General features: G+C 67.7%; 22 protein-coding genes. 5 read left to right on the forward strand and 17 right to left on the reverse strand.

Features of this window, described 5'->3' with window-relative positions; translation table 11 throughout:
* Positions 1 to 381: outer membrane protein assembly factor BamE (locus VFL64_RS07895; RefSeq protein WP_489539827.1), on the reverse strand; the 381-nt coding region annotated here is incomplete at its 3' end.
* Positions 382 to 486: 105 nt separating this feature from the next.
* Here VFL64_RS07895 and fur point away from each other — a divergent pair.
* Positions 487 to 918: a ferric iron uptake transcriptional regulator gene (gene fur / locus VFL64_RS07900; RefSeq protein WP_489539828.1), complete on the forward strand. Its 432-nt coding sequence runs from the start codon at positions 487 to 489 to the stop codon at positions 916 to 918.
* 24 nt (positions 919 to 942) lie between these two features.
* Here the strand turns inward: fur and hprK are convergent, their stop codons facing one another.
* The 3 genes from hprK to hpf all read right to left on the reverse strand — a co-directional run bounded on the left by hprK (position 943) and on the right by hpf (position 2,967).
* A complete protein-coding gene (gene hprK / locus VFL64_RS07905) occupies positions 943 to 1,902 on the reverse strand; it encodes an HPr(Ser) kinase/phosphatase (protein ID WP_489539829.1) in 960 nt (319 codons plus the stop codon).
* Between the two features lie 24 nt (positions 1,903 to 1,926).
* Complete coding sequence (ptsN, locus tag VFL64_RS07910; protein ID WP_489539830.1) at positions 1,927 to 2,397, reverse strand: PTS IIA-like nitrogen regulatory protein PtsN; 471 nt, start codon at positions 2,395 to 2,397, stop codon at positions 1,927 to 1,929.
* Positions 2,398 to 2,628: 231 nt separating this feature from the next.
* Positions 2,629 to 2,967, reverse strand: a complete 339-nt coding sequence (hpf, locus tag VFL64_RS07915; RefSeq protein ID WP_489539831.1) for a ribosome hibernation-promoting factor, HPF/YfiA family — start codon at positions 2,965 to 2,967, stop codon at positions 2,629 to 2,631.
* A gap of 487 nt (positions 2,968 to 3,454) precedes the next feature.
* Here hpf and corA point away from each other — a divergent pair, with 487 nt between their 5' ends.
* Complete coding sequence (corA, locus tag VFL64_RS07920) at positions 3,455 to 4,417, forward strand: magnesium/cobalt transporter CorA (protein WP_489539832.1); 963 nt, start codon at positions 3,455 to 3,457, stop codon at positions 4,415 to 4,417.
* A gap of 27 nt (positions 4,418 to 4,444) precedes the next feature.
* Complete coding sequence (locus VFL64_RS07925) at positions 4,445 to 5,311, forward strand: 2-keto-4-pentenoate hydratase (RefSeq protein ID WP_489539833.1); 867 nt, start codon at positions 4,445 to 4,447, stop codon at positions 5,309 to 5,311.
* A 4-nt stretch (positions 5,312 to 5,315) separates the two neighbouring features.
* Here the strand turns inward: VFL64_RS07925 and VFL64_RS07930 are convergent, their stop codons facing one another.
* The 9 genes from VFL64_RS07930 to VFL64_RS07970 all read right to left on the reverse strand — a co-directional run bounded on the left by VFL64_RS07930 (position 5,316) and on the right by VFL64_RS07970 (position 13,079).
* The gene (locus VFL64_RS07930; protein ID WP_489539834.1) at positions 5,316 to 5,756 is read right to left on the reverse strand and encodes a nuclear transport factor 2 family protein; all 441 of its coding nucleotides are present in this window, start codon (positions 5,754 to 5,756) and stop codon (positions 5,316 to 5,318) included.
* On the reverse strand, positions 5,753 to 6,526 hold the full coding sequence (locus tag VFL64_RS07935; RefSeq protein WP_489539835.1) for an SDR family NAD(P)-dependent oxidoreductase: 774 nt from the start codon (positions 6,524 to 6,526) through the stop codon (positions 5,753 to 5,755). Before VFL64_RS07935 ends, VFL64_RS07930 begins: the two co-directional genes overlap by 4 nt.
* A 7-nt stretch (positions 6,527 to 6,533) precedes the next feature.
* Positions 6,534 to 7,067, reverse strand: a complete 534-nt coding sequence (locus VFL64_RS07940) for a DUF3833 domain-containing protein (protein WP_489539836.1) — start codon at positions 7,065 to 7,067, stop codon at positions 6,534 to 6,536.
* Positions 7,064 to 8,335: an MFS transporter gene (locus VFL64_RS07945; RefSeq protein WP_489539837.1), complete on the reverse strand. Its 1,272-nt coding sequence runs from the start codon at positions 8,333 to 8,335 to the stop codon at positions 7,064 to 7,066. The genes VFL64_RS07940 and VFL64_RS07945 overlap by 4 nt, the downstream gene beginning before the upstream one ends.
* Before the next feature lie 58 nt (positions 8,336 to 8,393).
* Positions 8,394 to 8,915, reverse strand: a complete 522-nt coding sequence (locus VFL64_RS07950) for a chalcone isomerase family protein (RefSeq protein ID WP_489539838.1) — start codon at positions 8,913 to 8,915, stop codon at positions 8,394 to 8,396.
* A 7-nt stretch (positions 8,916 to 8,922) separates the two neighbouring features.
* Entirely contained in the window at positions 8,923 to 10,152 is a 1,230-nt protein-coding gene (locus VFL64_RS07955) for a class I SAM-dependent methyltransferase (protein ID WP_489539839.1), read from the reverse strand.
* Positions 10,153 to 10,163: 11 nt separating this feature from the next.
* Entirely contained in the window at positions 10,164 to 10,955 is a 792-nt protein-coding gene (locus tag VFL64_RS07960) for a DUF1365 domain-containing protein (protein WP_489539840.1), read from the reverse strand.
* A complete protein-coding gene (locus VFL64_RS07965) occupies positions 10,952 to 12,238 on the reverse strand; it encodes an NAD(P)/FAD-dependent oxidoreductase (RefSeq protein ID WP_489539841.1) in 1,287 nt (428 codons plus the stop codon). The genes VFL64_RS07960 and VFL64_RS07965 overlap by 4 nt, the downstream gene beginning before the upstream one ends.
* Positions 12,239 to 12,509: 271 nt before the next feature.
* Positions 12,510 to 13,079 carry a glutathione peroxidase gene (locus tag VFL64_RS07970; protein WP_489539842.1) on the reverse strand — a complete coding sequence of 190 codons (570 nt, stop codon included), beginning with the start codon at positions 13,077 to 13,079 and terminating at the stop codon, positions 12,510 to 12,512.
* Between the two features lie 174 nt (positions 13,080 to 13,253).
* Between VFL64_RS07970 and VFL64_RS07975 the strand changes: the two genes are divergently transcribed.
* Positions 13,254 to 14,135, forward strand: a complete 882-nt coding sequence (locus tag VFL64_RS07975; protein WP_489539843.1) for a ferritin family protein — start codon at positions 13,254 to 13,256, stop codon at positions 14,133 to 14,135.
* 54 nt (positions 14,136 to 14,189) lie between these two features.
* Here the strand turns inward: VFL64_RS07975 and VFL64_RS07980 are convergent, their stop codons facing one another.
* Entirely contained in the window at positions 14,190 to 14,834 is a 645-nt protein-coding gene (locus VFL64_RS07980) for a glutathione S-transferase (protein WP_489539844.1), read from the reverse strand.
* An 83-nt stretch (positions 14,835 to 14,917) separates the two neighbouring features.
* Here VFL64_RS07980 and rfaE2 point away from each other — a divergent pair, with 83 nt between their 5' ends.
* Positions 14,918 to 15,394 (forward strand): D-glycero-beta-D-manno-heptose 1-phosphate adenylyltransferase, encoded by a 477-nt coding sequence (gene rfaE2, locus VFL64_RS07985; RefSeq protein ID WP_489539845.1) that lies wholly within the window; start codon positions 14,918 to 14,920, stop codon positions 15,392 to 15,394.
* On the opposite strand, the gene VFL64_RS07990 is transcribed toward rfaE2, so the two are convergent.
* Genes VFL64_RS07990 through glnE form a run of 3 tightly spaced genes read right to left on the reverse strand, consistent with a single transcriptional unit; the run spans position 15,391 to position 19,638 of the window.
* Positions 15,391 to 16,287, reverse strand: coding sequence for a DMT family transporter (locus tag VFL64_RS07990; RefSeq protein ID WP_489539846.1), 897 nt, complete (start codon positions 16,285 to 16,287; stop codon positions 15,391 to 15,393). The two genes, rfaE2 and VFL64_RS07990, sit on opposite strands and share 4 nt — an antisense overlap.
* On the reverse strand, positions 16,280 to 16,897 hold the full coding sequence (rrtA, locus tag VFL64_RS07995; protein ID WP_489539847.1) for a rhombosortase: 618 nt from the start codon (positions 16,895 to 16,897) through the stop codon (positions 16,280 to 16,282). Before rrtA ends, VFL64_RS07990 begins: the two co-directional genes overlap by 8 nt.
* Positions 16,897 to 19,638 (reverse strand): bifunctional [glutamate--ammonia ligase]-adenylyl-L-tyrosine phosphorylase/[glutamate--ammonia-ligase] adenylyltransferase, encoded by a 2,742-nt coding sequence (glnE, locus tag VFL64_RS08000; RefSeq protein ID WP_489539848.1) that lies wholly within the window; start codon positions 19,636 to 19,638, stop codon positions 16,897 to 16,899. The genes rrtA and glnE overlap by 1 nt, the downstream gene beginning before the upstream one ends.
* Positions 19,639 to 19,841 lie beyond the last annotated feature (203 nt).

A 19,841-nucleotide genomic window follows, 5' to 3' on the forward strand; every position in this document is an offset into this window, starting at 1 on the left:
GCTGATCGAGGCGACGAACTCGCGCTCGGAGGGCAGCTCCGGCGCGTCCAGCTTCTTCAGCGCATCGCCTTCGAAGTAGGCGACGACGCTGATGCGCTGCGGCTCGGTGCCCTGGCGGCGGATGGTGAAGACGTAGTCCCAGCGGTCGGCGTGGAAGGGGTCGGTCAGCAGCGGTGAGCCGAGCACGTCGCGCACCTGGGCGCGCGTCATGCCGGGCTTGATCATCGCCACCTGTTCCTTGGTCAGCACGTTGCCTTGCACGACCTCGATGCGGTACGGGGTGATGATGCCGAGGAAGTTGTCGCTGTCTTGCAGCGTGCCGCAGCCGCCCAGCAGTGTGGCGGCAATCAGGCTGGCGGCAAAGGGAAGGGGGAGTCGCATGGTGGTGGGTCTGGGCACGCTGCGGCGCACCAACCTCGATATGATCCAAAGATTCTAGCGGCTGCCCCCTCGCGGCCCGCTGCGTACCAGCCGAGAACCCCTGCCATGTCCAACGCCGATGACCTCAAGAGCAGTGGCCTGAAGGCCACGCTGCCGCGCATCAAGATCCTCGACGTGTTCCAACACAGCAACCAGCGTCACATGACGGCCGAAGACGTCTTCAAGGCGCTGCTCACGGATGGCGCCGACATCGGCCTGGCCACTGTCTACCGGGTGCTGATGCAGTTCGAACAGGCGGGCATTCTGTCGCGCAACCATTTCGAATCGGGCAAGGCGGTGTTCGAGCTCAACGAGGGCAAGCACCACGACCACCTGGTGTGCATCGACTGCGGCCGCGTCGAGGAGTTCTACGACCCCGAGATCGAGAAGCGCCAGCACGGGATTGCGCACGCACGCGGCTTCGAGCTGCAGGACCACGCGCTGTCGCTGTACGCCGTCTGCACGAAGAAGAACTGCCCACACAAAGCCGCCAAGTAGGAGAGCGACTGGGGGAGGCTCTGCCTACTTCCCGCCCTCGTTTTTCAGCATGGCTTTTTGATGCCGCTCGATGAACTCGCGGTAGGTGTCGATGCCGCGCAGTTGCAGGATGGTGTTGCGCACCGCAGCCTCCACCAGCACGGCCAGGTTGCGGCCGGCATCCACGGCGATCACCACTTTGCGCACGGGGATGTTGAGCACGTCTTCGTTCAGCGGTTCGTAGGGCAGTCGCTCGAAGTCTCGCTCCAGCGTCTCCTTGCGCACCAGGTGCACGATGAGCTTGAGCCGCATCTTGCGGCGCACGGCGGTCTCGCCAAAGATGGACTTGATGTCCAGCAGGCCGATGCCGCGCACCTCGAGCAGGTTCATCAGCAGTTCCGGGCAGCGGCCTTCAATGGCAGTCTGCGAGATGCGGTACAGATCCACCGCATCGTCGGCGACCAGGCCGTGGCCGCGTGAGATGAGCTCCAGGCCGAGTTCGCTCTTGCCCAGTCCCGATTCGCCGGTGAGCAGCACGCCCACACCCAGAATGTCCATGAACACGCCGTGGCGCGTGGTGCGCTCGGCGAACAGCTGCGCCAGGTAGCCGCGCACGACGTCGATCACGTGCCCGGCCGAGCCATCTGTGACGAAGAGCGGGATGTCGGCGCGGTCGCACAAGGCCACCAGCTTGTCGGGCGGCGTCTGGTTGTCGGCCACGATCACCACTGGCGGCTCCAGCGTCACGATGCGCTGGATGCGGCGCTCCTGGTCTTCGGGCGATGAGTCCTGCAGGTAGGCCACTTCGCGGCGGCCGACGATCTGCACGCGGTAGGGGTGGATGTAGTTGAGATACCCCACCAGGTCGGCAGCCGACTGCGCGTTCCGCACGGCCGCTTCGTCGAATCGGCGCTCAGGGTGGGCGTGGCCGGCAACCCATTCCCAGCGCAGGGCCGGGCGGTGTTCTTCGAACAGCGCCTCCGCGCTGATGACTGAGGGTTTCACGCGGTGCGGTGTCTGGTCCGGTCGTCAGGCGACGGACTTCAACGGTTCCCAGTTGGCAATGAGCTCGTGCACCTTGGCCGCACTGGCCTCTGTCTTGAGGCGCTCCCGCAGTTCGCGGTCGCTCAGCATCTCGGCGATCTCGGAGAGGATCTCCAGGTGCCGCTGCGTGGCCGCTTCGGGCACCAGCAGAAAGATCAGCAGGCTGACGGCCTCGTCGTCGGGCGCGTCGAAGGGAATCGGCTGCTGCACGCGCACCACGGCGGCCAGCGGGTTCTTCAAGCCCTTGATGCGGCCGTGGGGGATGGCCACGCCATGGCCCAGGCCGGTGGAACCGAGACGCTCGCGCGCAAACAGGTTGTCGGTGACCGTGGCGCGCGCAATCGCGTGCTGGTTCTCGAACAGCAAGCCCGCGTGCTCGAACGCGCGCTTCTTGCTGGTGGCCTCCACGTCAACGAGGACGTTGCTCAGAGGCAGGATGGCGGAGAGTCGGTTCATCTGCAGGTCACGCTGTGGTCTCGTGCGAGGCGCAGTCTGATTAGTGACTGATTGTTCAATTATAAAAACGCAGGCTTGACGCACGCCAAGCTTTACGCCAGCCCCTGCGAGGAATTGTGCACGGGCTGCTGCGTCGCAGCAACGCATGCGGCCCCGCGTTTGCAGGTGCCAGTGCGCTGATTGAGGAAAAAAGCGGCCCGCAGGCCGCTTTGTGCACCAGAAGGTGGCGAGTCAGAGCGTCGCATCGAGGCGCTTGGCGGCCACATGGTGGTGGTCCTGCAGCTTGTCCTTGTGCCGGCAGACCTGCCGGTCCAGCTTGTCCATCAGCTGGTCGATGGCGGCGTAGAGGTCTTCATGCGAGTTCTCCACGAAGATGTCTTTGCCCTTCACGTGGAGCGTGACCTCCGCCTTCTGCCTTCGTTCCTTTTCCTTTAGCTTCTCTACCGACAGCAGCACATTGATGTCCACGACTTGATCGAAATGGCGGGTGATGCGATCCAGCTTGGTAAGCACGTACTCACGCAGGGCTGGGGTCACCTCGAGGTGATGGCCGCTGATCGTCAAATTCATGAGGACTCCTTTCGCAGGGGGTGGGGAAAGCAGGGAGAGGCGAGGAGGCAGGGGGAGGGGGGAGGAGAGGGGTGGAACCGAAGTTCGTTGAAACCAGTGTGCGCCTGAAAAAGCGGTGTGACAAGCGGGTGACAACGCAGCCAGCAGGTGTGTTCACGCGGCCGGGTTTTGCCAGGGCAAACTGCGTCGATTACGTCACGTCTGCAGCCTCATTGCCCTTGGTTGCGTGGGGTTGGCGCAGCTTGATGACGTTTGCAGGCGGGTGTGATAATTCGCCGTTTCGTTCACGGAGTGCGAACCACGCATATGGACAGCAGTCACCCTCGGTGACCGTCCACTCTGACATGCTCCGCGGCGCCTCGGCTCTCTGCCTCGGCGCTTGCTGGCTCCCCGGGGTGAGGCGGTTTCCAGTTAGCCCGTCACCCCTTTTTAGGCCACCGCAGCAGCGCGCGATCCGACAGCGCCTGCCCGCTCCCGGAGCCCCTGCATGCTGAACGTGTTCACGCTGGCCAACGGCCGGCTGTTTCAAGAAGAGATCGAAAGCCCGGGTGCCCTGGCCAACGTGCACCCGGTGTGGGTCGACCTGGAGTCGCCCACGCCCGAAGAGAAGAGCTGGATCGCGCAGCACTTCGGCGTCAGCATCCCCGAAGACGTGGTCGACGACGACCTGGAAGAGTCCGCCCGCTTCTACGAAGAAGACAACGGCGAGTTGCACATCCGCTCCGACTTCCTGATCGACGACGACGAGACCCCGCGCAACGTGCGCGTGGCCTTCATCCTGCACAACAAGGTGCTGTTCTCCATCCACGGCGAGGACCTGCCGGTGTTCCGCCTTCTGCGCTTGCGCGCACGCCGCATCCCGGCGCTGATCGAAGACGCGAAAGACGTGCTGCTCAAGCTCTACGACGCCGATGCCGAGTACAGCGCCGATGCGCTGGAGAGCATCTACGACAGCCTGGAGAAGGTGAGCGCGCGCGTGCTCAAGCAGGAGGTCGACGACCAGGCTGCCGGCCAGGCGCTGGCGGCCATCGCCCGCGAGGAAGACTTGAACGGCCGCATTCGCCGCAACGTGATGGACACGCGCCGCGCGGTCAGCTTCATGATGCGCAGTCGCATGCTCAACGCCGAGCAGTTCGAGGAGGCGCGGCAGATCCTGCGCGACATCGACTCGCTCGACAGCCACACCGCCTTCCTGTTCGACAAGATCAACTTCCTGCTGGATGCGACCGTCGGCTTCATCAACATCACCCCGACCAAAATCATCAAGATCTTCTCGGTGGCCAGCGTGGCCTTGCTGCCGCCGACGCTGATCGCGAGCATCTACGGCATGAACTTCAAGGACATGCCTGAGCTGAGCTGGCGCTTCGGCTACCCGCTGGCCATCGGGCTCATGCTGGTCAGCATTCTTTCGCCCTTCTGGTACTTCCGCCGCAAGGGCTGGCTCAAGTAGTCGTTCAACAAGCTGAGGAGGCTCGTCATGACCGTGTTGCGTTCGATGCTCACCGCTGTGCTGCTGGTCGCGTCTTCCCTGTCCCACGCCGAATGCCTGACCGACGCCCAGGCGGCGGCGCTGTACGACGGCTTCGTGGCCAAGACGCCCGCCCCCACCCCTGAAGGCCTCAGCGAGGCCGATGGGGCCTGCACGCGCGCCAAGCTCAACGCCCTGCTCGCAAAGCGCTACGGCGCCGTCGTGGGCTACAAGGCCGGCCTCACCAACCCCGCGGTGCAGAAGCGCTTCAACTACGACAAGCCGGTCTGGGGCGTGTTGTACGAAGGCATGCTCGTGAGCAATGGCGCGGTGGTCGAGGCCGGCTTCGGCGCGCGCCCGCTGTACGAGGCAGACATGCTGGTGCGCGTGAAGAGCGCCGCCGTCAACCAGGCCAAGACGCCGGCCGAGGTGCTGGACGCCATCGACCAGGTCATCCCCTTCATCGAGCTGCCCGACCTGCTGGTGCAGGCCCCGCCCAAGCTCGGCGGCCCCGGCGTCAGCGCCATCAATGTGGGCGCGCGCATGGGGGTGATGGGCAAGCCCATCGACGTGCCGCCCTACCGCGGCGAGCGCTACGCGTTGCTGGACGGTCTGCGCGACATGACGGTGATCCTCGCCGACGGCACAGGCGCCGAACTCGCTCGCGGCAAGGGCAGCGACATCCTCGGCCACCCGCTCAACGCCGTGGTGTGGCTGGCCGAGGCGCTGGCCAAGGAAGGCCGCGCGATGAAGCCCGGCGAGCTGATCAGCCTGGGCTCGTTCTCGCCGCTGTTGCCGCCCAAGGCCGGCGCCGGGGCCACGGTCACCTACCAGGGCCTGCCGGGCGCGACGCCGGTGTCGGTGGTGTTCAAGTAGCGGGTCAGCGCGTCGCGCGCTTCTTCAGCCAGCGCATCAACGCCCCCAGCACGGGCAGCTTCTCGTACAGCTCTTCGGCCGCGTCCCAGTAGTCGCGGTGCAGCACGATGCGGCCCGCGTCGTCCAGCCGCAGGTGCGAGCCGCCGCGTACTGTCTGGGGTTCGCGGCTGAAGCGCTTGAAGCGGAACACGAAGTCCCACGTCAGAAAGCACTGGGCGCCCTGCACGATCACGTCGCGCACCACGAAGCGCGGTTCGTCGAGCGAGGCGTACATGTGGCGGAACACCGCCTGGATGGCCGGCACGCCGCGCACCTGGTTGAAGGGGTCCTTGAAGAACGCGTTGGCGGCGTAGAACTCGCCCAGGCGGTCGATGTCGCCCGGCGTGAGCTGCTCGAACAGCGCCACGATGCGCGCCACGCGGGGGTCGGAGGCGGCGCTGTTCACAGCCCGGTGCTCCGGCGGATGGCGCGGAAGTACATCGCGTCGCTCAGGTGCGTGAGCGCCTTGAGCCACAGCGTGAAGCGCTTCGGGAAGTGGATCTCGAAGCGGCCCTGGGCCCAGCCCTTGAGGATGGCCTGCGCGGCCTGTTCGGGCGTGAGCAGCGCGGGCATGCTGAACTCGTTCTGTGCCGTGAGCGGTGTCTCGACGAAGCCCGGGTTGATGACCGACGCGCCCAGCCCCACCGGGTGCAGGTCCATGTACAAGGTCTGCGCGAGGTTGATCAAGGCGGCCTTGGTCGGCCCGTAGGCCAGCGAGTTGGGCAGGCCGCGGTAGCCGGCGACGCTCGACACCAGGCTCAGGTGCCCGGCACGCTGGCCCAGCAGCACCGGCAGCACGGCATGCAGCATGTTCAGCGCGCCCACGTAGTTGACCTCCTGGTGGCGCAGCGCCTCGTCGAGGTCGAACTGCGTGGCCCGCATGGCCTTGTAGTAGCCAGCGCAGTAGAGCACGAGGTCGATGCGGCCGAAGCGCTCTTGCACCTGTTGAGTCGCCTGCACGAAGGCCGCGCGGTCGGTGGCGTCGAAGGGCAGCGCCAGGCTGCCGGGGCGGGCGCGCTCGAACGCCTGCAAGGCGGTGGCGTTGCGCGCCGACACCACCACCCGCGCGCCTCGCTCGTGCAACAGCGCAGCGGTGGCACGGCCGATGCCGGTCGAGGCGCCGACCAGCCAGACCACGCGGTCGTTCCAGTCGGTGAGGCGGGGATTGAGGGACATGTGCGGCTCAGGGCTTGTGGAAGGAGAGAGTGACTTCGCCGAGCTTGAAGCCGAACTTGCTCATCACCGCCTTGTTGAGCATCACGTGCTCGTCGACGAGGAACATCCAGTCGTCGAACTGCACCTCGTAGACGGTGCCGTCGACTGGCAGGCGCAGCGTGTAGGCCCACTGGAAGGCATTGCCCGCGGCCTGGCCGGTGGCGGTGCCGACCACGTCGCCGGCGGTGCCGGTGTATCTGCCGTCGGGGAGCTTCTTCAGGCGCCACACGCGGCGATCGGTCTTGCCATCGCTGTAGGTGAAGGCCTCGTCGAGCACGCCCTCGTCGCCGGTCCAGTCGCACTTCATCAGCACGGTGAAGCGGCGCACCACCTTGCCGCCGCGGTCGGTGAAGATGCCGTGCGCCGTGATGGTGCCGTTGAAGTAGCGCTGCAGGTCGAGCACCGGCTTCTCGTTGGCGTAGTCGAGTGGTGTGGGCGCTGTTCCGCAGGCGCTGAGGCCCGCGGCGATGCCGATTGCAGCGGCGCAGAGAAGGCGTTTCATGGGCGGTTCCTCTTGATCCATTGAGACCACAGCAGCGCGGCGGCGCCGAGCTTGAGCACGCAGGGCAGCGCGCAGTAGGCGAACGCCAGCGTGTCGAGTGCCGGCGCACTGCGGCTGCCCGGGGCATAGCCGAAGAGCTGCAAGGCGGGCAGCGCCAGGCCGGCGGCAAGCGCCAGGTTGAGCTTGGTGGCGAAGTTCCACCAGCCGAAGTACGCGCCCTCGGCGCGTCCGCCGTGGCCCGCGCCCTGGATCACGCCGGCCAGCAGCGCGGCGGGCAGGCTCAGGTCGGCGCCCAGCGCCACGCCGCTCAGCACGCACACCACCGTGTAGGCCACGACGTCGCCGGCACCCAGCGCACCGGCCCAGGCGAACACCGCGATGGCGAGCGCCATGCCGGCGAGCCAGCTGCGTGCGAGGCCGAAGCGGCCCACGGCACGCACCCACAGCGGGATCGAGAGGGCGGCGGCCGCGAAGTAGCTGGCGAGAAAGAGCGCTTCGTGCGCCGGCGCCTGCAGCCGGTCGCGGATGAAGAAGAGCACCAGCGTGGCGGGCACGGCGCTCGCGATGCCGTTGAGCAGGTAGACCGCAAGCAGGCGACGAAACGCCGGCGTGCGCAGCGGCAGGCCGAGCGAGGCGGTGGCCGCGCGCATCGGCACCTGCGGCTGCGGCGCGCCACGCAGCAGGGCGATCGCCGCGAGCAGCGTGAGCGCGAACACCAGCGTGGTCGCGCCCAGGCCCGCCACCGAAGGCAGCACGCTGGCCACCAGCACGCCGCACAGCGCCAGGCCTTCCCGCCAGGCGACGATGCGGGCGCGCTGCGCCTCGCCGCCGCCCAGGCGGGCCCCCCAGGCCTGGTGGATCACCGTGATGACGCTGTAGCTCAGGTAGGTGACGGCCAGCCAGGCCGCGCACCAGGTCAGCAAGGCGGGCGTGTCGAGGCCCGCGGTCGGAAAGAAGAGCGCGCGAAAGCCCAGCGCGAGCGTGAGCGCGGCCATCGCGATGGCGGCCCAGGCGTGGGCCATCGAGCGGTCGAGCAGCGCGTCGGCGAAGCGGCCGATGAGCGGGTCGACCACCGCGTCGAGCAGCCGCGCGGCCAGCAGCACCGCGCCCAGCCAGGCCAGGGGCACACCGAAGGCGCTGGCGTAGTGATTGGGCAGCACCACGTACAGGGGCAAGGCAACGAAGGCAAGCGCAAAGCCCGGCGCGCCGTAATAGAGGCCCTGCTGCCAACGCCCCGACCACCTCATCGGCAAGGCCGCCGCGTTCATTTGGTCTCCTTGCGCACTGCGTGCTTCGGGATGAACGCTTGCGAGCGGCCCGGCGCGCTCATGCCAACCCCAGCAGCGCCTGCCGCAGCTTGGGTTCCGAAGTGCGCGGCGACAACCAGATGGCGATGAAGAGCCGCGCAAACGCCGCATCGCGGATCTCGCCGCGCGGCTTGCCATTGAGCGTGAAGCGCATGCCCTCGGCCGGTTGGTAGAGGCCGGTGAGGCGGTCGCCCGCGTTCACGTCGGGGAAGACCTGGGCCATGGCGGCCAGCCAGGGGGCTGCCTTGTCCTCGGGCACCTCGCCCACACGCTTCATCTCGGCCAGCGAACGCTCGGCAATCTTCTGGCCCACCAGCGAGCGCGCGTACTCCAGCTCCAGTGCCAGCGGGTGGCGGGCGAAGTCGGTGGCCTGGAAGGCCTCGGTCACCCACAGCCGGGCGCTGTACACATCGAGGCCGAAGTAGGTGAACCGGCCCTGGCCGAGCAGCCGCGTGCCGGCCAGTTCGGCGGGTTGGGCCTGTGCGGCCCAGGGCAGGCAGGCCAGCCCCAGCAAGGCAGTACGGCGCGAGAGCACGGCCATGCGTCCTTCAATCGCGCTGCAGCGTGAACTGCATGACGCCCGTGTTGCCGGTGGCGAAGGCCGCTTCGCAGTAGCCGAGGTAGAACTCCCAGATGCGCATGAAGCGCGTGTCGAATCCGAGTTGGCGCACACGGGTGTCTTCGGCCAGGAAGCGCTCGCGCCAGCGCTTGAGCGTCTCGGCATAGTCTTCGCCGAACGAGAGTTCGTTGACCACCTTGAGCCCTGCCTTCGCCGCGGCCGCGCGGAAAGCGCTGGGGCTGGGCAAGAGGCCGCCGGGAAAGATGTACTGCTGGATGAAGTCGGTCGACTTCACGTAGCGCTCGAACAGGTCGTCGCGGATGGTGATGCTCTGCACGCAGGCCTTGCCGCCCGGTTTGAGCTGGCGCTTCAAGGTGTCGAAGAAGCTGGGCCAGTACTCGCGGCCGACCGCTTCGAACATCTCGACCGAGACGATGGCGTCGAAGGGCGCATCGTCGATGTCGCGGTAGTCCTGAAAGCGCAGCTCGCCTTCGAGCCCGGCGTCTTTCAGACGCTGCTGGCCCCACGCCAGTTGCTCGCTCGAGAGGGTCACGCCGGTGACGTGCGCCCCGAACTCGCGGGCCGCACACTCGGCCACAGCGCCCCAGCCACAGCCCAGCTCCAGCACGCGCTGGCCGGGTTGCACGCCGCATTCGGCCAGCGTGCGCCGCACCTTGGCCCATTGCGCGTCGACGAGGCTGCCGCTGCGGTCGCCCTCGAACCAGGCGCTGGAGTAGTTCATCGTGGGGTCGAGCCACAGGCGGTAGAACTCGTTGCCCAGGTCGTAGTGGGCGTGGATGTTCTTCTTGCTGCCGCGGCGCGAGTTGCGGTTGAAGAGGTGCCGCGCGCGGTAGAGCAGCGAGCCCCACCAGCTGCCATAGACCACGCGCTCGATCTCGTCGCGGTTGGCGATGAAGAGCCTGAGCAGGCTGGCGAGGTCGGGCGTGCTCCAGTCGCCATCGATGAAGCTTTCCGCGAAGCCGATGTCGCCCGACTTGAGCGCGGCCGCGCAGGCCTTCCAGTTGCGCAGGCGGATCGAGGCGCGCAGTTCGCCGGTGGCCGCGGTGCCGAAGCGCAGCTGGCCCCCATCGGGCAGTTGCACGTCGAGCGTGCCGTGCTTCAGGTGCTTGAGCAGCTGGAACACGGCGTGCGCGGCGGCCGGGGCTTGCGCAAGCAGGTCGGGGGCGTTGAAACGGGCGGGTTCGGTGCGGGTGTTCATCGGTTCGTCTTTCAGCGCGTGATGAAGTTCTTCGGAGGCTCGGGTTTGCGGAAGAACGGCACCTGCTTGGCCCACAGCCGCAGGGCCTGCCAATGGATGCGCGTGACGACGAAGACCGTCATCAAGGGCATGCCGAAAAAGGCGCCCAGCGTGCTGCGCCGCGTCAACGGAACCAGCCGGCCCGACACGCTGGTCTGCAGCAGCGGGCGGCCGGTGTCGTCGTCGTGGTCGACGCGCACCACCGTTCTCTGTGCGTGCATACGCACGTCCTCATCGGCCGGATGCAGGTCGGTGCGCAGAAAGCGGAAGCGGTAGCTGCCGGCCACGTCGCAGAAGGGCGAGACGTGGAACTCCTTGGCTGCGCGCAACTCGCGCCCGAAGGCGAGATCGGGCCCGCGCAGCAGGTAGCAGTGGCGCTCTCCGAAGGTGTTGTTGACCTCGACCACGATGGCGGCGAGCGAGTCGTCGGTGCGGTGGCAGTACCAGAAGCTCACCGGCTTGAAGGCGTAGCCCAGCACGCGCGGGTAGCAGTGCAGCCAGGCCTCGCCGGTGGCGTCGGTGATGCCTTCGCGGGCGAGCAGTTCGTCGAGCCAGGCCAGGCTGTCGAAGCGGCCATCGCCGTGGTCGCGGTCGTGAAAGCTGATCAGGCCGAAGCGGTTGCGTGTCAGCTCGGCCGAGGCACGGGTGCGCAGGCTGCGCATCGGCAGCATCAGGAAGTAGGTGCGGTAGCTGAAGCTGTGGGCCACCGGCTGCAGGCGCGTGTGCCGCACCTGGCCCGTGCCGAGCAGTGGCCGGGAGGTCATGCGGCCTCCGCGGTGCGCACGTTCGCCCACCGACGCTGCAGGCCCTCGGCGGCGGCCAGGCCCGACATCAGGCCGTCTTCGTGGAAGCCGTAGCGCGTCCAGGCGCCGCAGAACCATGTGTTGCCGTGGCCTTGCAAGGCCGGCAGGCGCTGCTGCGCAGCGATGGCGGCGCTGTCGAACACCGGATGGGCGTAGTCGAACTCGCCATGCACACTTGCGGCGGAGGGCTCGCGCACCGGGTTGAGCGACACGACCACCGGCTGCGTGAAGGGCAGCGGCTGCAGGCGGTTGATCAGGTAGTGCAGGCAGACGGCGGCCTGCTCGCGCGGCGCATCGGTGGCACGTTCGTAGTTCCAGGCGGCCCACGCCCCGCGGCGCGTGGGCAGCAGCGAGGTGTCGGTGTGCAGCACGGCGCGGTTGCGGTGGTAGCGGATGGCGCCGAGCACTTCGCGCTCGGCCTCGGTGGCGTCGGCCAGCAAGGCGAGCGACTGGTCGCTGTGGCAGGCCAGGACGAGGTCGTCGAAGCGCTCGGTGCCGTGGTCGGTGCTCACGAACACGCCGCCCGCCTGGCGGCGCACGCTGCGCACGGGGGTGTTCAGGCGGGCATCGGCGATGCGCGGCAGCATCTTGTGCACGTAGTTGCGCGCACCGCCCGCCACCGTGAACCAGCGCGGCCGGTTCGCCACCTGCAGCAGCCCGTGGTTGTGGCAGAAGCGGATCAGTGTGGCGATGGGAAAGCGCAGCATCTGGTCGGTCGGGCATGACCAGATGCAGCCGATCATGGGCAGGAAATACCAGTCGCGGAACGCGGCGGTGAAGCGGTGTTCGGCCAGGAAGTCGCCGATGGGCTGCTGCAGTGCAGCATCGGCACCTTGCTCGGCCAGGGCGGTGGTGAGCCTGTTGAAGCGCAGGATCTCGGCCAGCATGCGCAGGAAGGCCGGGCGCACGAGGTTGCGCCGTTGCGCGAAAACCGTGTTGAGGTTGCTGCCGCTCCACTCCAGGCCGATGTCTGGTGCCTTCACGGAGAACGACATGTCAGAGGCCGAAGTGGCCACGCCCAGCTCGCCCAGCAGGCGGATCAGGTTCGGGTAGGTGCGCTCGTTGAACACCAGGAAGCCGGTGTCCACGCCATGGGTGACTCCATCGAGCGTGATGTCGACCGTGTGGGTGTGTCCACCGAAGTAGTCGCCCGCCTCGAAGAGCGTGACCTGGGCTTCAGGGGCCAGCGTGTAGGCGGCGGAAAGGCCCGAGATGCCCGAGCCGATGACGGCGACGCGGCGCATCAGGCCGCGCTCCGCCGAGGAATAAAGATTGCCGCACAGCGCCCCGGGGGGAACAAGGGAGGGAGGAGGGAGGAGGAAAACCGCCCCGGGATTCCAGCCGGATCAACCGGCCGGCTGTGCAGCATAGAACTGGTTCGCGCTGGCTCGATGAACGCGCCAACGCCGGGTTCGACGCACTGTTGTACGCCGAGTTCCCTGAATTTGCAGCTGTTTTTTGCCATATCGCCCAGCCAAGTTGAACTGATGAGTCACAAATATAACTCATCAGTCTTCATTTTGCATCCAGTAGTTTTTCAATGTTTTTCACGAAGCTGCTGCTGTCGGGCGAGGTCATGCTCCCGAAGCTCTGCACGGTCTTGCCGTCGCGGGCGATCACGTACTTGTGGAAGTTCCACTTCGGCGCCTCGCCGGTGGCCTGCTTCAGGTCGGCGAAGAGCGGGCTCTTCTGTGCCCCGGCCGAATCGGCCACGCGCGTCTTCATGAACATCGGGAACTTGACGCCGTAGGTGTTCTCGCAGAAGTCGGCGATGGTCTTGCTGTCGCCCGGCTCTTGCGAGAAGTCGTTCGAGGGGAAGCCCAGCACCACCAGGCCCTGGGACTGGTACTTGGCGTACAGCGCCTCCAGCCCCTTGTATTGCGGCGTGAAGCCGCAGAAGCTCGCGGTGTTGACCACCAACACCACCTTGCCGGCGTACTGGCACAGGTTCTGCGGCTTCTCGTCTTGCAGGCGCGGGATCTCGCGGTTGAGCAGGGCCGGGCAGTCGGCGGCCTGCGCCGCGCCCGCGGCGGCGCTGAGGGTCAGCAGGAAAAGGGTGTTCTTGATCGCTCTCTTGATCGTCATGGCAGCGGCCTCAGTTGTGGGAAGAGGCGCCGATCCTGCGCCAAACACGCCTCTTACGCACGGCAAGGTGCAATGGATGCGCCGGCGCGTGTGCCCTTGGCGGCGCCCGGGGCGTCAAACCGCTGTCACGCAGGCCGCGACTAAAATGCCCGCCTCAACCAACGAAGGCTGACCATGCTTTACCCCGAACTGTTCAAGCAACTCGAAGCCGTCCGCTGGAACATGGACACCGACATTCCCTGGGACGAGTTCGATGGCAGCCAGCTCTCCGAAGAGCAAGCCCAGACCATCAAGATGAACGCCATCACCGAGTGGTCGGCCCTGCCCGCCACCGAGATGTTCCTGCGTGACAACCGCGACGACAGCGACTTCTCCGCGTTCATGAGCGTGTGGTTCTTCGAGGAACAGAAGCACTCGCTGGTGCTGATGGAGTACCTGCGCCGCTTCCGCCCCGACCTCGTGCCCACCGAGGCCGAGCTGCACGAAGTGCGCTTCGAGTTCGACCCGGCCCCCGCCCTCGAGACGCTCATGCTGCACTTCTGCGGCGAGATCCGCCTCAACCACTGGTACCGCCGCGCGGCCGAGTGGCACACCGAGCCGGTCATCAAGGCGATCTACGAGACGCTGGCGCGCGACGAAGCCCGCCACGGCGGCGCTTATCTCCGCTACATGAAGCGTGCGATGCAGAAGTTCGGCGACGAAGCGCGTGCCGCCTTCGCCAAGGTCGGCGTGCTGATGGCCAGCGCCCGCCGCACGGCGCAAGCGCTGCACCCGACCAATCTGCACGTCAACGAGAAGCTCTTTCCGCGCGACACCATCCAGAGCCGCCTGCCCAACCCGCAGTGGCTGGAGCAGTGGCTCGACAAGCAGATCCAGTTCGACGCCGTGTGGGAGACCAAGGTCGTCGAGCGCATCCTGCACAACATGAGCCTGCTGATGGAGCGCAGCTTCGCAAGCGTCCAGGAACTCAACCGCTTCCGCAAGGAAGTGACCGCCAAGGTGGCAGCCACGGTGGCCGCAGGCAAGCCGAGCGGCCCGCTGCCGGCCTCGGCCTGATCGGCGATCACAAGGAACAAGGCCCGCGCGATGCGGGCCTTTTTCTTTGGTGGCTCAGGACTTGGCCTGGTCGGCCTTGCGGTCGGCCGTCACCTTCTGCGCCGACGGCCGCTCGCCGATGAACTTGGTGTAGGCCTTGATGTCGATGCCGGCGGCGGCCAGCAGGTCTTCGCCGTACACCGCCTTGGTGGCCATGCTCACGAGCGGCAGGCTGGGGTAGGCGGCGCAGTCTGCAAGCGTGAACGTGTCGCCGGCCACGTAGGGCGAGAACTTCGCCAGGCGCTTGAAGGCGGCGATGTTCTTCTCCAGCTGCTTGCGGATGCGCGCCTGGTTGGCCTCGCTCAGCTCGCCGCCAAAGAAGGCCTTGTAGTGCAGCTCGCGCGCGACGAGCTCGAGGTGCAGGTCGATGAAGGTGACGAGCTCGCGCACCTTGGCGGCCTGCCACGGGTCGGCCGGGATCAGCGCCGGCGTAGGGTGCGTGGCCTCCAGGTAGTCCGCGATGACCTGGCTCTCGCACAGCGCCCCCTGCGGCGTGCGGATGAAGGGGATCTTGCCCAGCGGTGTGGCGCTCAGCACCGCCTCGTCCGTGCGGCCGGTGGCCACCTTCTCCTCGGTGAAGGGAATGCCCTTCTCGAGCAGCACGAGCTTGACCTTGTTGTAGTAGTTCGAGATGGTGGAACCGCAGAGCGTGATCGTCATGGTGGGTGTCTCCTCAGGTGATCGGCGCAAAGTCTAGGCGCAAGGCGTTGGCCGGCGCTGCCCCGCAGGCGACAATCCGCGCCATGACGACGAGCTTCCTCGACAAGCTGTGCCCGCGCGCCGAGCTGCCGGCCCGCCTGGCCCAGCTTCCGCGGCCGGTGGTGTTCACCAACGGCGTGTTCGACATCCTGCACCGCGGCCATGTGAGCTACCTCGCGGCGGCGCGCGCGCTGGGTGGCAGCCTGGTGCTGGGGCTGAACAGCGATGCCTCGGCGCGCCTGCTGGGCAAGGGCCCGGACCGGCCGCTCAACGCCGAAGCCGATCGCGCCTGCGTACTGGCGGCGCTGGAGAGCATCAGCCTCGTCACCCTGTTCGACGAGCAGACGCCCGTCGAGCTGCTGAAGATCGTGCGGCCCGACCTCTACGTGAAGGGCGGCGACTACGACATCGAGACCCTGGCCGAAACAAAGCTCGTGCGCAGCTGGGGCGGCGATGCGCGCGCCATTCCCTTCGTCGACGGCTACTCGACCACCTCGCTGGTCAAGCGCATCCGCAGTTAGCGCTTCCGGTTCACCAGCATCATCCCGAGCGTCACGCCGGCCAGTGCCATCAGCAGGCGCGCGGTGAGCGGCTCGTTCAGCATCACCACGCCCATCAGCAGGCCGAACACCGGTGTGAGCAAGGTGAAGGCGGACAGACGCGTGGCCGGGTAGTGACGCACCAGCCAGAACCACAGCAGGTAGCTCGCGAACACCACCACCACGGTCTGGAACAGCAGCGAGCTGATCGCGAGCGTCGACACCTGAGCCGGCCAGTGCTCGCCCAGTGCCAGCGTGCCCAGGCCGAGCAGAACCCCCGACACGCCCAGCTGGTAGGCGAGCGTCTTCTCCGCCGAGGCCATGCCGAGCTTCGTTGCGCGGATGCTCAGCGTGGTGGCGGCCCACAGCGCGGCGGCCACCACGCCCAGTGCGTCGCCGACCCATTGCCGCGGCCCGAGCGCGGGCTGCGTGAAGCCTTCGGCGAAGGCGCCCGCCACGCCGGCGAAGGCGAGCACGAGGCCTGCTGTCTGCACCACCGACAGCCGCTCCGAGCGGGCGATGAAAGGCATGCCCAGCGCCACGATGAAAGGCGCGAAGTAGATGAAGACGATCATCCGCGAGGCGGTGGTGAACTGCAGCCCGAAGAAGATGCAGGCGAACTCTGCGGCGAACAGCGCACCGGCGAGCAGGCCGCCGGGCAAGGTGCCGTCGCGCTGGAAGAGCGGAATGCCACGCACCTTCGCCCACAGCAGCACCAGCACGACGCCGCCGAACGAGCGCAGCGTGGCCTGCAGCAGCGGCGGGATCTCGGCCAGCGCGGCCTTGGCGGCCACCTGGTTGAGGCCCCACAGGAAGCTGCAGGCAACGAGCGAGACGACGGCCAGGGTGTCGAGGTGGGTCTTGCGGTCAGACATGGGGTGCGTTGTGTTTCGTCGAATGCCGCCACCACGCATGGGCCAGCAGCAGGCAGAGCAGGCCCGAGAGCACACCGGTCACGTGGGCCATGGGGGCGATGCCGATGTCCCAGCCCTCATGGCGCTGCACGGCCTCGCGCCAGGGCGTTTCGGTGGCGATCTTGGTCAGCAGGCCGACCAGCACGGTGCCGACCACCAGCCGCTGGCCGCGCGTGCCGAAGATCAGCACCTGGGTGATCACGATGGCCACGCCGGCATGCACCACGCCCGACAGGCCGCCGTAATGCAGCAGGTCGGGCACGGCAAACAGGAAGGCGAGGTGGGTGAGCGGCCAGGCGATGAACCAGGCCAGCGCCGCGCGCGGCGGCATGTGCGTGACCCAGCCGAATGCCGCCGTGAGCGCCAGCCCGCAGAGGTTGCCGATGAGGTGCAGCGCGCTGTAGTGCACGAAGGCCGCGCTCCACCAGCGCCAGGCTTGCGTGGCCGCGAGTGAGGGCTGCCACTCCAGCGCAGGGGTGGCATGCAGCGCGAACGACAGCAGGCTGCCGATGAGCAGCGCCAAGGCCACGGCGCACCAGGCGGTGCCCGGTCGACGCAGCAGTGGTGGCATCAGGGGGGGCTCGGGAAGACGGCGTGCCACAAGGCCAGCACCGCGTCGCGCTGCGCTGCCGCGCTGCCAGGTTCGACCTGGGTCGGCTTCTCGTCCAGCCGCGCCTTGTGCTGGGCGCGGCGCAGCTCGCGGTAGGCGTCGGCGGCAGCCTGGCCCACGCCCGCAGGCAGCAGGCCGCAGGCTTCGGCGCGCTGCAGCAGCGCGATGTTGCCTACGTTGTCGAGCAGTTCGGGGTGGGCCTTGCCGTGCGCCAGCACCAGGTACTGCACGGCAAACTCGGCGTCCATCATGCCGCCCTGGCTGTGCTTGACGTCGAACAGATCGGGCGGCACGGGCCGCGCGGAGCGGACGCGCTCGCGCATGGCCTGGATCTCGGTGCGCAGCGCCTCGGCATCGCGCTCGGCGCAGATCACGGCGCGGCGCACGGCTTCGAAGCGCGGCGCGAGGTCGGCCGTGCCGGCGCAGAAGCGCGCCCGCGTGATGGCCTGGTGTTCCCAGGTCCAGGCGGTGTTGCTGCCGCGGCCCTTCTGGTACTTCTCGTACGAATCGAGCGAGGTGACCAGCAGGCCCGAGTTGCCGTTAGGCCGCAGGGCGGTGTCGATGTCGAACAGTTCGCCGGCGGCGGTGCGCGTGGTCAGCCAGTTGATGAGCTTGCGCACGAAGGCGCCGTAGGCGTCGGCGGCCTGGTAGGCATCGGCCTCGTCGCTGTCGTCGAACAGGAACACCACGTCGAGGTCGCTGCCGTAGCCGAGCTCCTTGCCGCCCAGCTTGCCGTAAGCGATGACGGCGAAGCGCGGCGTCTCGCGGTGCTTCTGCCGCAGGTGCTTCCAGGCCCAGGTGATCGCGCACTGCAGCGTGGCGTCGGCGAGTGCCGAGAGGTCGTCGGCCACCTGCTCGACGGTGATGTGACCCTCGACGTCGCGCACCAGGGTGCGGAAGACTTCGGCGTGGTGGGCACGGCGCAGCGTGTCGAGCAGCAGCTCCTCGTCGGCCTGGCCGGCGCGGCCCCAGGCGAGGTAGCGCGCCTCCAGGTCGGCAATGTAGTTGTCGCGCTCGAAGCGGCCGTGCAGCAGGCGTTCGTCGGCCAGCTCGTCGATCACGCCCGGGTGGCGCATCAGGAACTGCGCGGGCCAGCGTGCCAGGCCGAGCAGGCGCAGCAGGCGGTTCTGCACTTCCGGCCGCTCGACCAGCAGCGCCAGGTAGCTCTCGCGGCGCAGCAGCGGCTCCAGCCAGTCGATGAAGCGCGTGGCGGCTTCCATGGTGCAGCTGTCCTCCTGCACGGCATGGGCGGCGCGCATCACCAGGCGGGCCAGGCGCAGCTTGCTCTCTTCGCGCAGAACCTTGATGCGCGGGTGGTCGACCCAGGGGCGCACGCGTTCGGCCAGCTCGGCCGGCAGGCGCTCCATGAACTCGATGTTGTCGACCGCCTGCGGTGCCGGGCCGCAGGTACGGCAGCCGTTCTTGGCCGCGCCGGGGGCGGCCGGCGCGCGGCCGTCGTGCAGCAGCGCGTCGAACTCGGTGGCCACGAACTCGCGCGTCTCGCCCAGGTGCTTGAGCAGCTCGCAGGTGTCGGCGTTGCAGGTGAAGCCCATGCTGCGCGCGATCCAGCCGAGGTCGGCGTCGACCGTGGGCAGCACGTGGGTCTGCTGGTCGTCGAGGAACTGGATGCGGTGCTCCACCCGGCGCAGGAAGACGTAGGCCTCGGCCAGGCGCTGCGCGCTCTCGGGCTTCATCAGCCCGCCGGCGGCGAGCTTCTCCAGTGCCTTCAGCGTGGATCGCGTGCGGATCTCGGGGAACTGCCCGCCGCGCACCACCTGCAGCAGCTGCACGATGAACTCGATCTCGCGGATGCCGCCGCGCGAGAGCTTCACGTCATTGGCGCGTTCGGGCCGGCCGGCGGCACGGCGCTGCGCCTCCTCGCGCACCTTGCGGTGCAGCTGGCGCAGGCCTTCAAAGACGCCGTAGTCCAGGTAGCGGCGGTAGACGAAAGGCGTGACGGTGCTGCTCAGTTGCTTGGCGCGGCCGTTGCGCACGCTCTCGGCGGGCGCGACCACGCGGCTCTTGAGCCAGGCGAAGCGCTCCCACTCGCGGCCCTGCACCAGGAAGTACTCCTCCAGCATGGCCTGGCTCACCACCGGCGGGCCGGAGTTGCCGTTGGGCCGCAGCGCGAGGTCGACGCGGAAGACGAAGCCGTCGTCGGTGCTGTCACCGATCAGCGCGTAAAGGCTGCGAGCCACCTGCGAGAAGTACTCGTGCGCGCTGATGACCTTGGGGCCAGCGGTCTGGCCGTCTTCTTCGTAGACGTAGATGAGGTCGATGTCGGACGACACGTTGAGCTCGTGCGCACCGAGCTTGCCCATGCCGACGATCCAGAAGTCGATGCGCTGGCCGGCTTCGTTGAGCGGAGCACCGTGGCGCTCGTCCTGGTCGATGAAGGACTGCTGGAGTGCACGATCAAGCGTGGTCTCGGCCAGCTGTGTCATCGCGCGGGTGATGCCCTGCATGGGCGCGTTGTGCTCGATGTCGAGCACGGCCAGGCGCTCGAGCACCAGGTGGCGCGCCACGCGCAGCGCGCTGGGCAGGCTGCGGCCCTTGGCGATCAGGGTGTCGATCAGCGCGGCGATGCTGTTGCTGTCGGGCAGACCCGGAGGCAGCAGCGCGAGCTCGCTGCCGAAACGGCGGCGCACGCGCTGGACGAAGCGGCTGTGGTCGGCGCCGACTGAAAAGGTCTCTGAACCCATGGCGGGGCGGATTTTGCCCCACAAGCACCAGCGTTGCCGGTAGTGGGCTTAAGGGCATCCACGGGGGCAAGGGCGTAAGCTGTGACGCGTTTCATGGAGACCTCGCCGATGTGGATTGCCGCCTTGCAAACAGTTGCCACGCCCAGTGTCGAGCGCAACCTCGAGACCGCGCGTCGCCTGATTGCCGAAGCGGCCCGCGAGGG

Origin of the sequence: Rhizobacter sp., assembly GCF_035702065.1 — a bacterium.
Lineage (GTDB): Bacteria > Pseudomonadota > Gammaproteobacteria > Burkholderiales > Burkholderiaceae_C > Rhizobacter.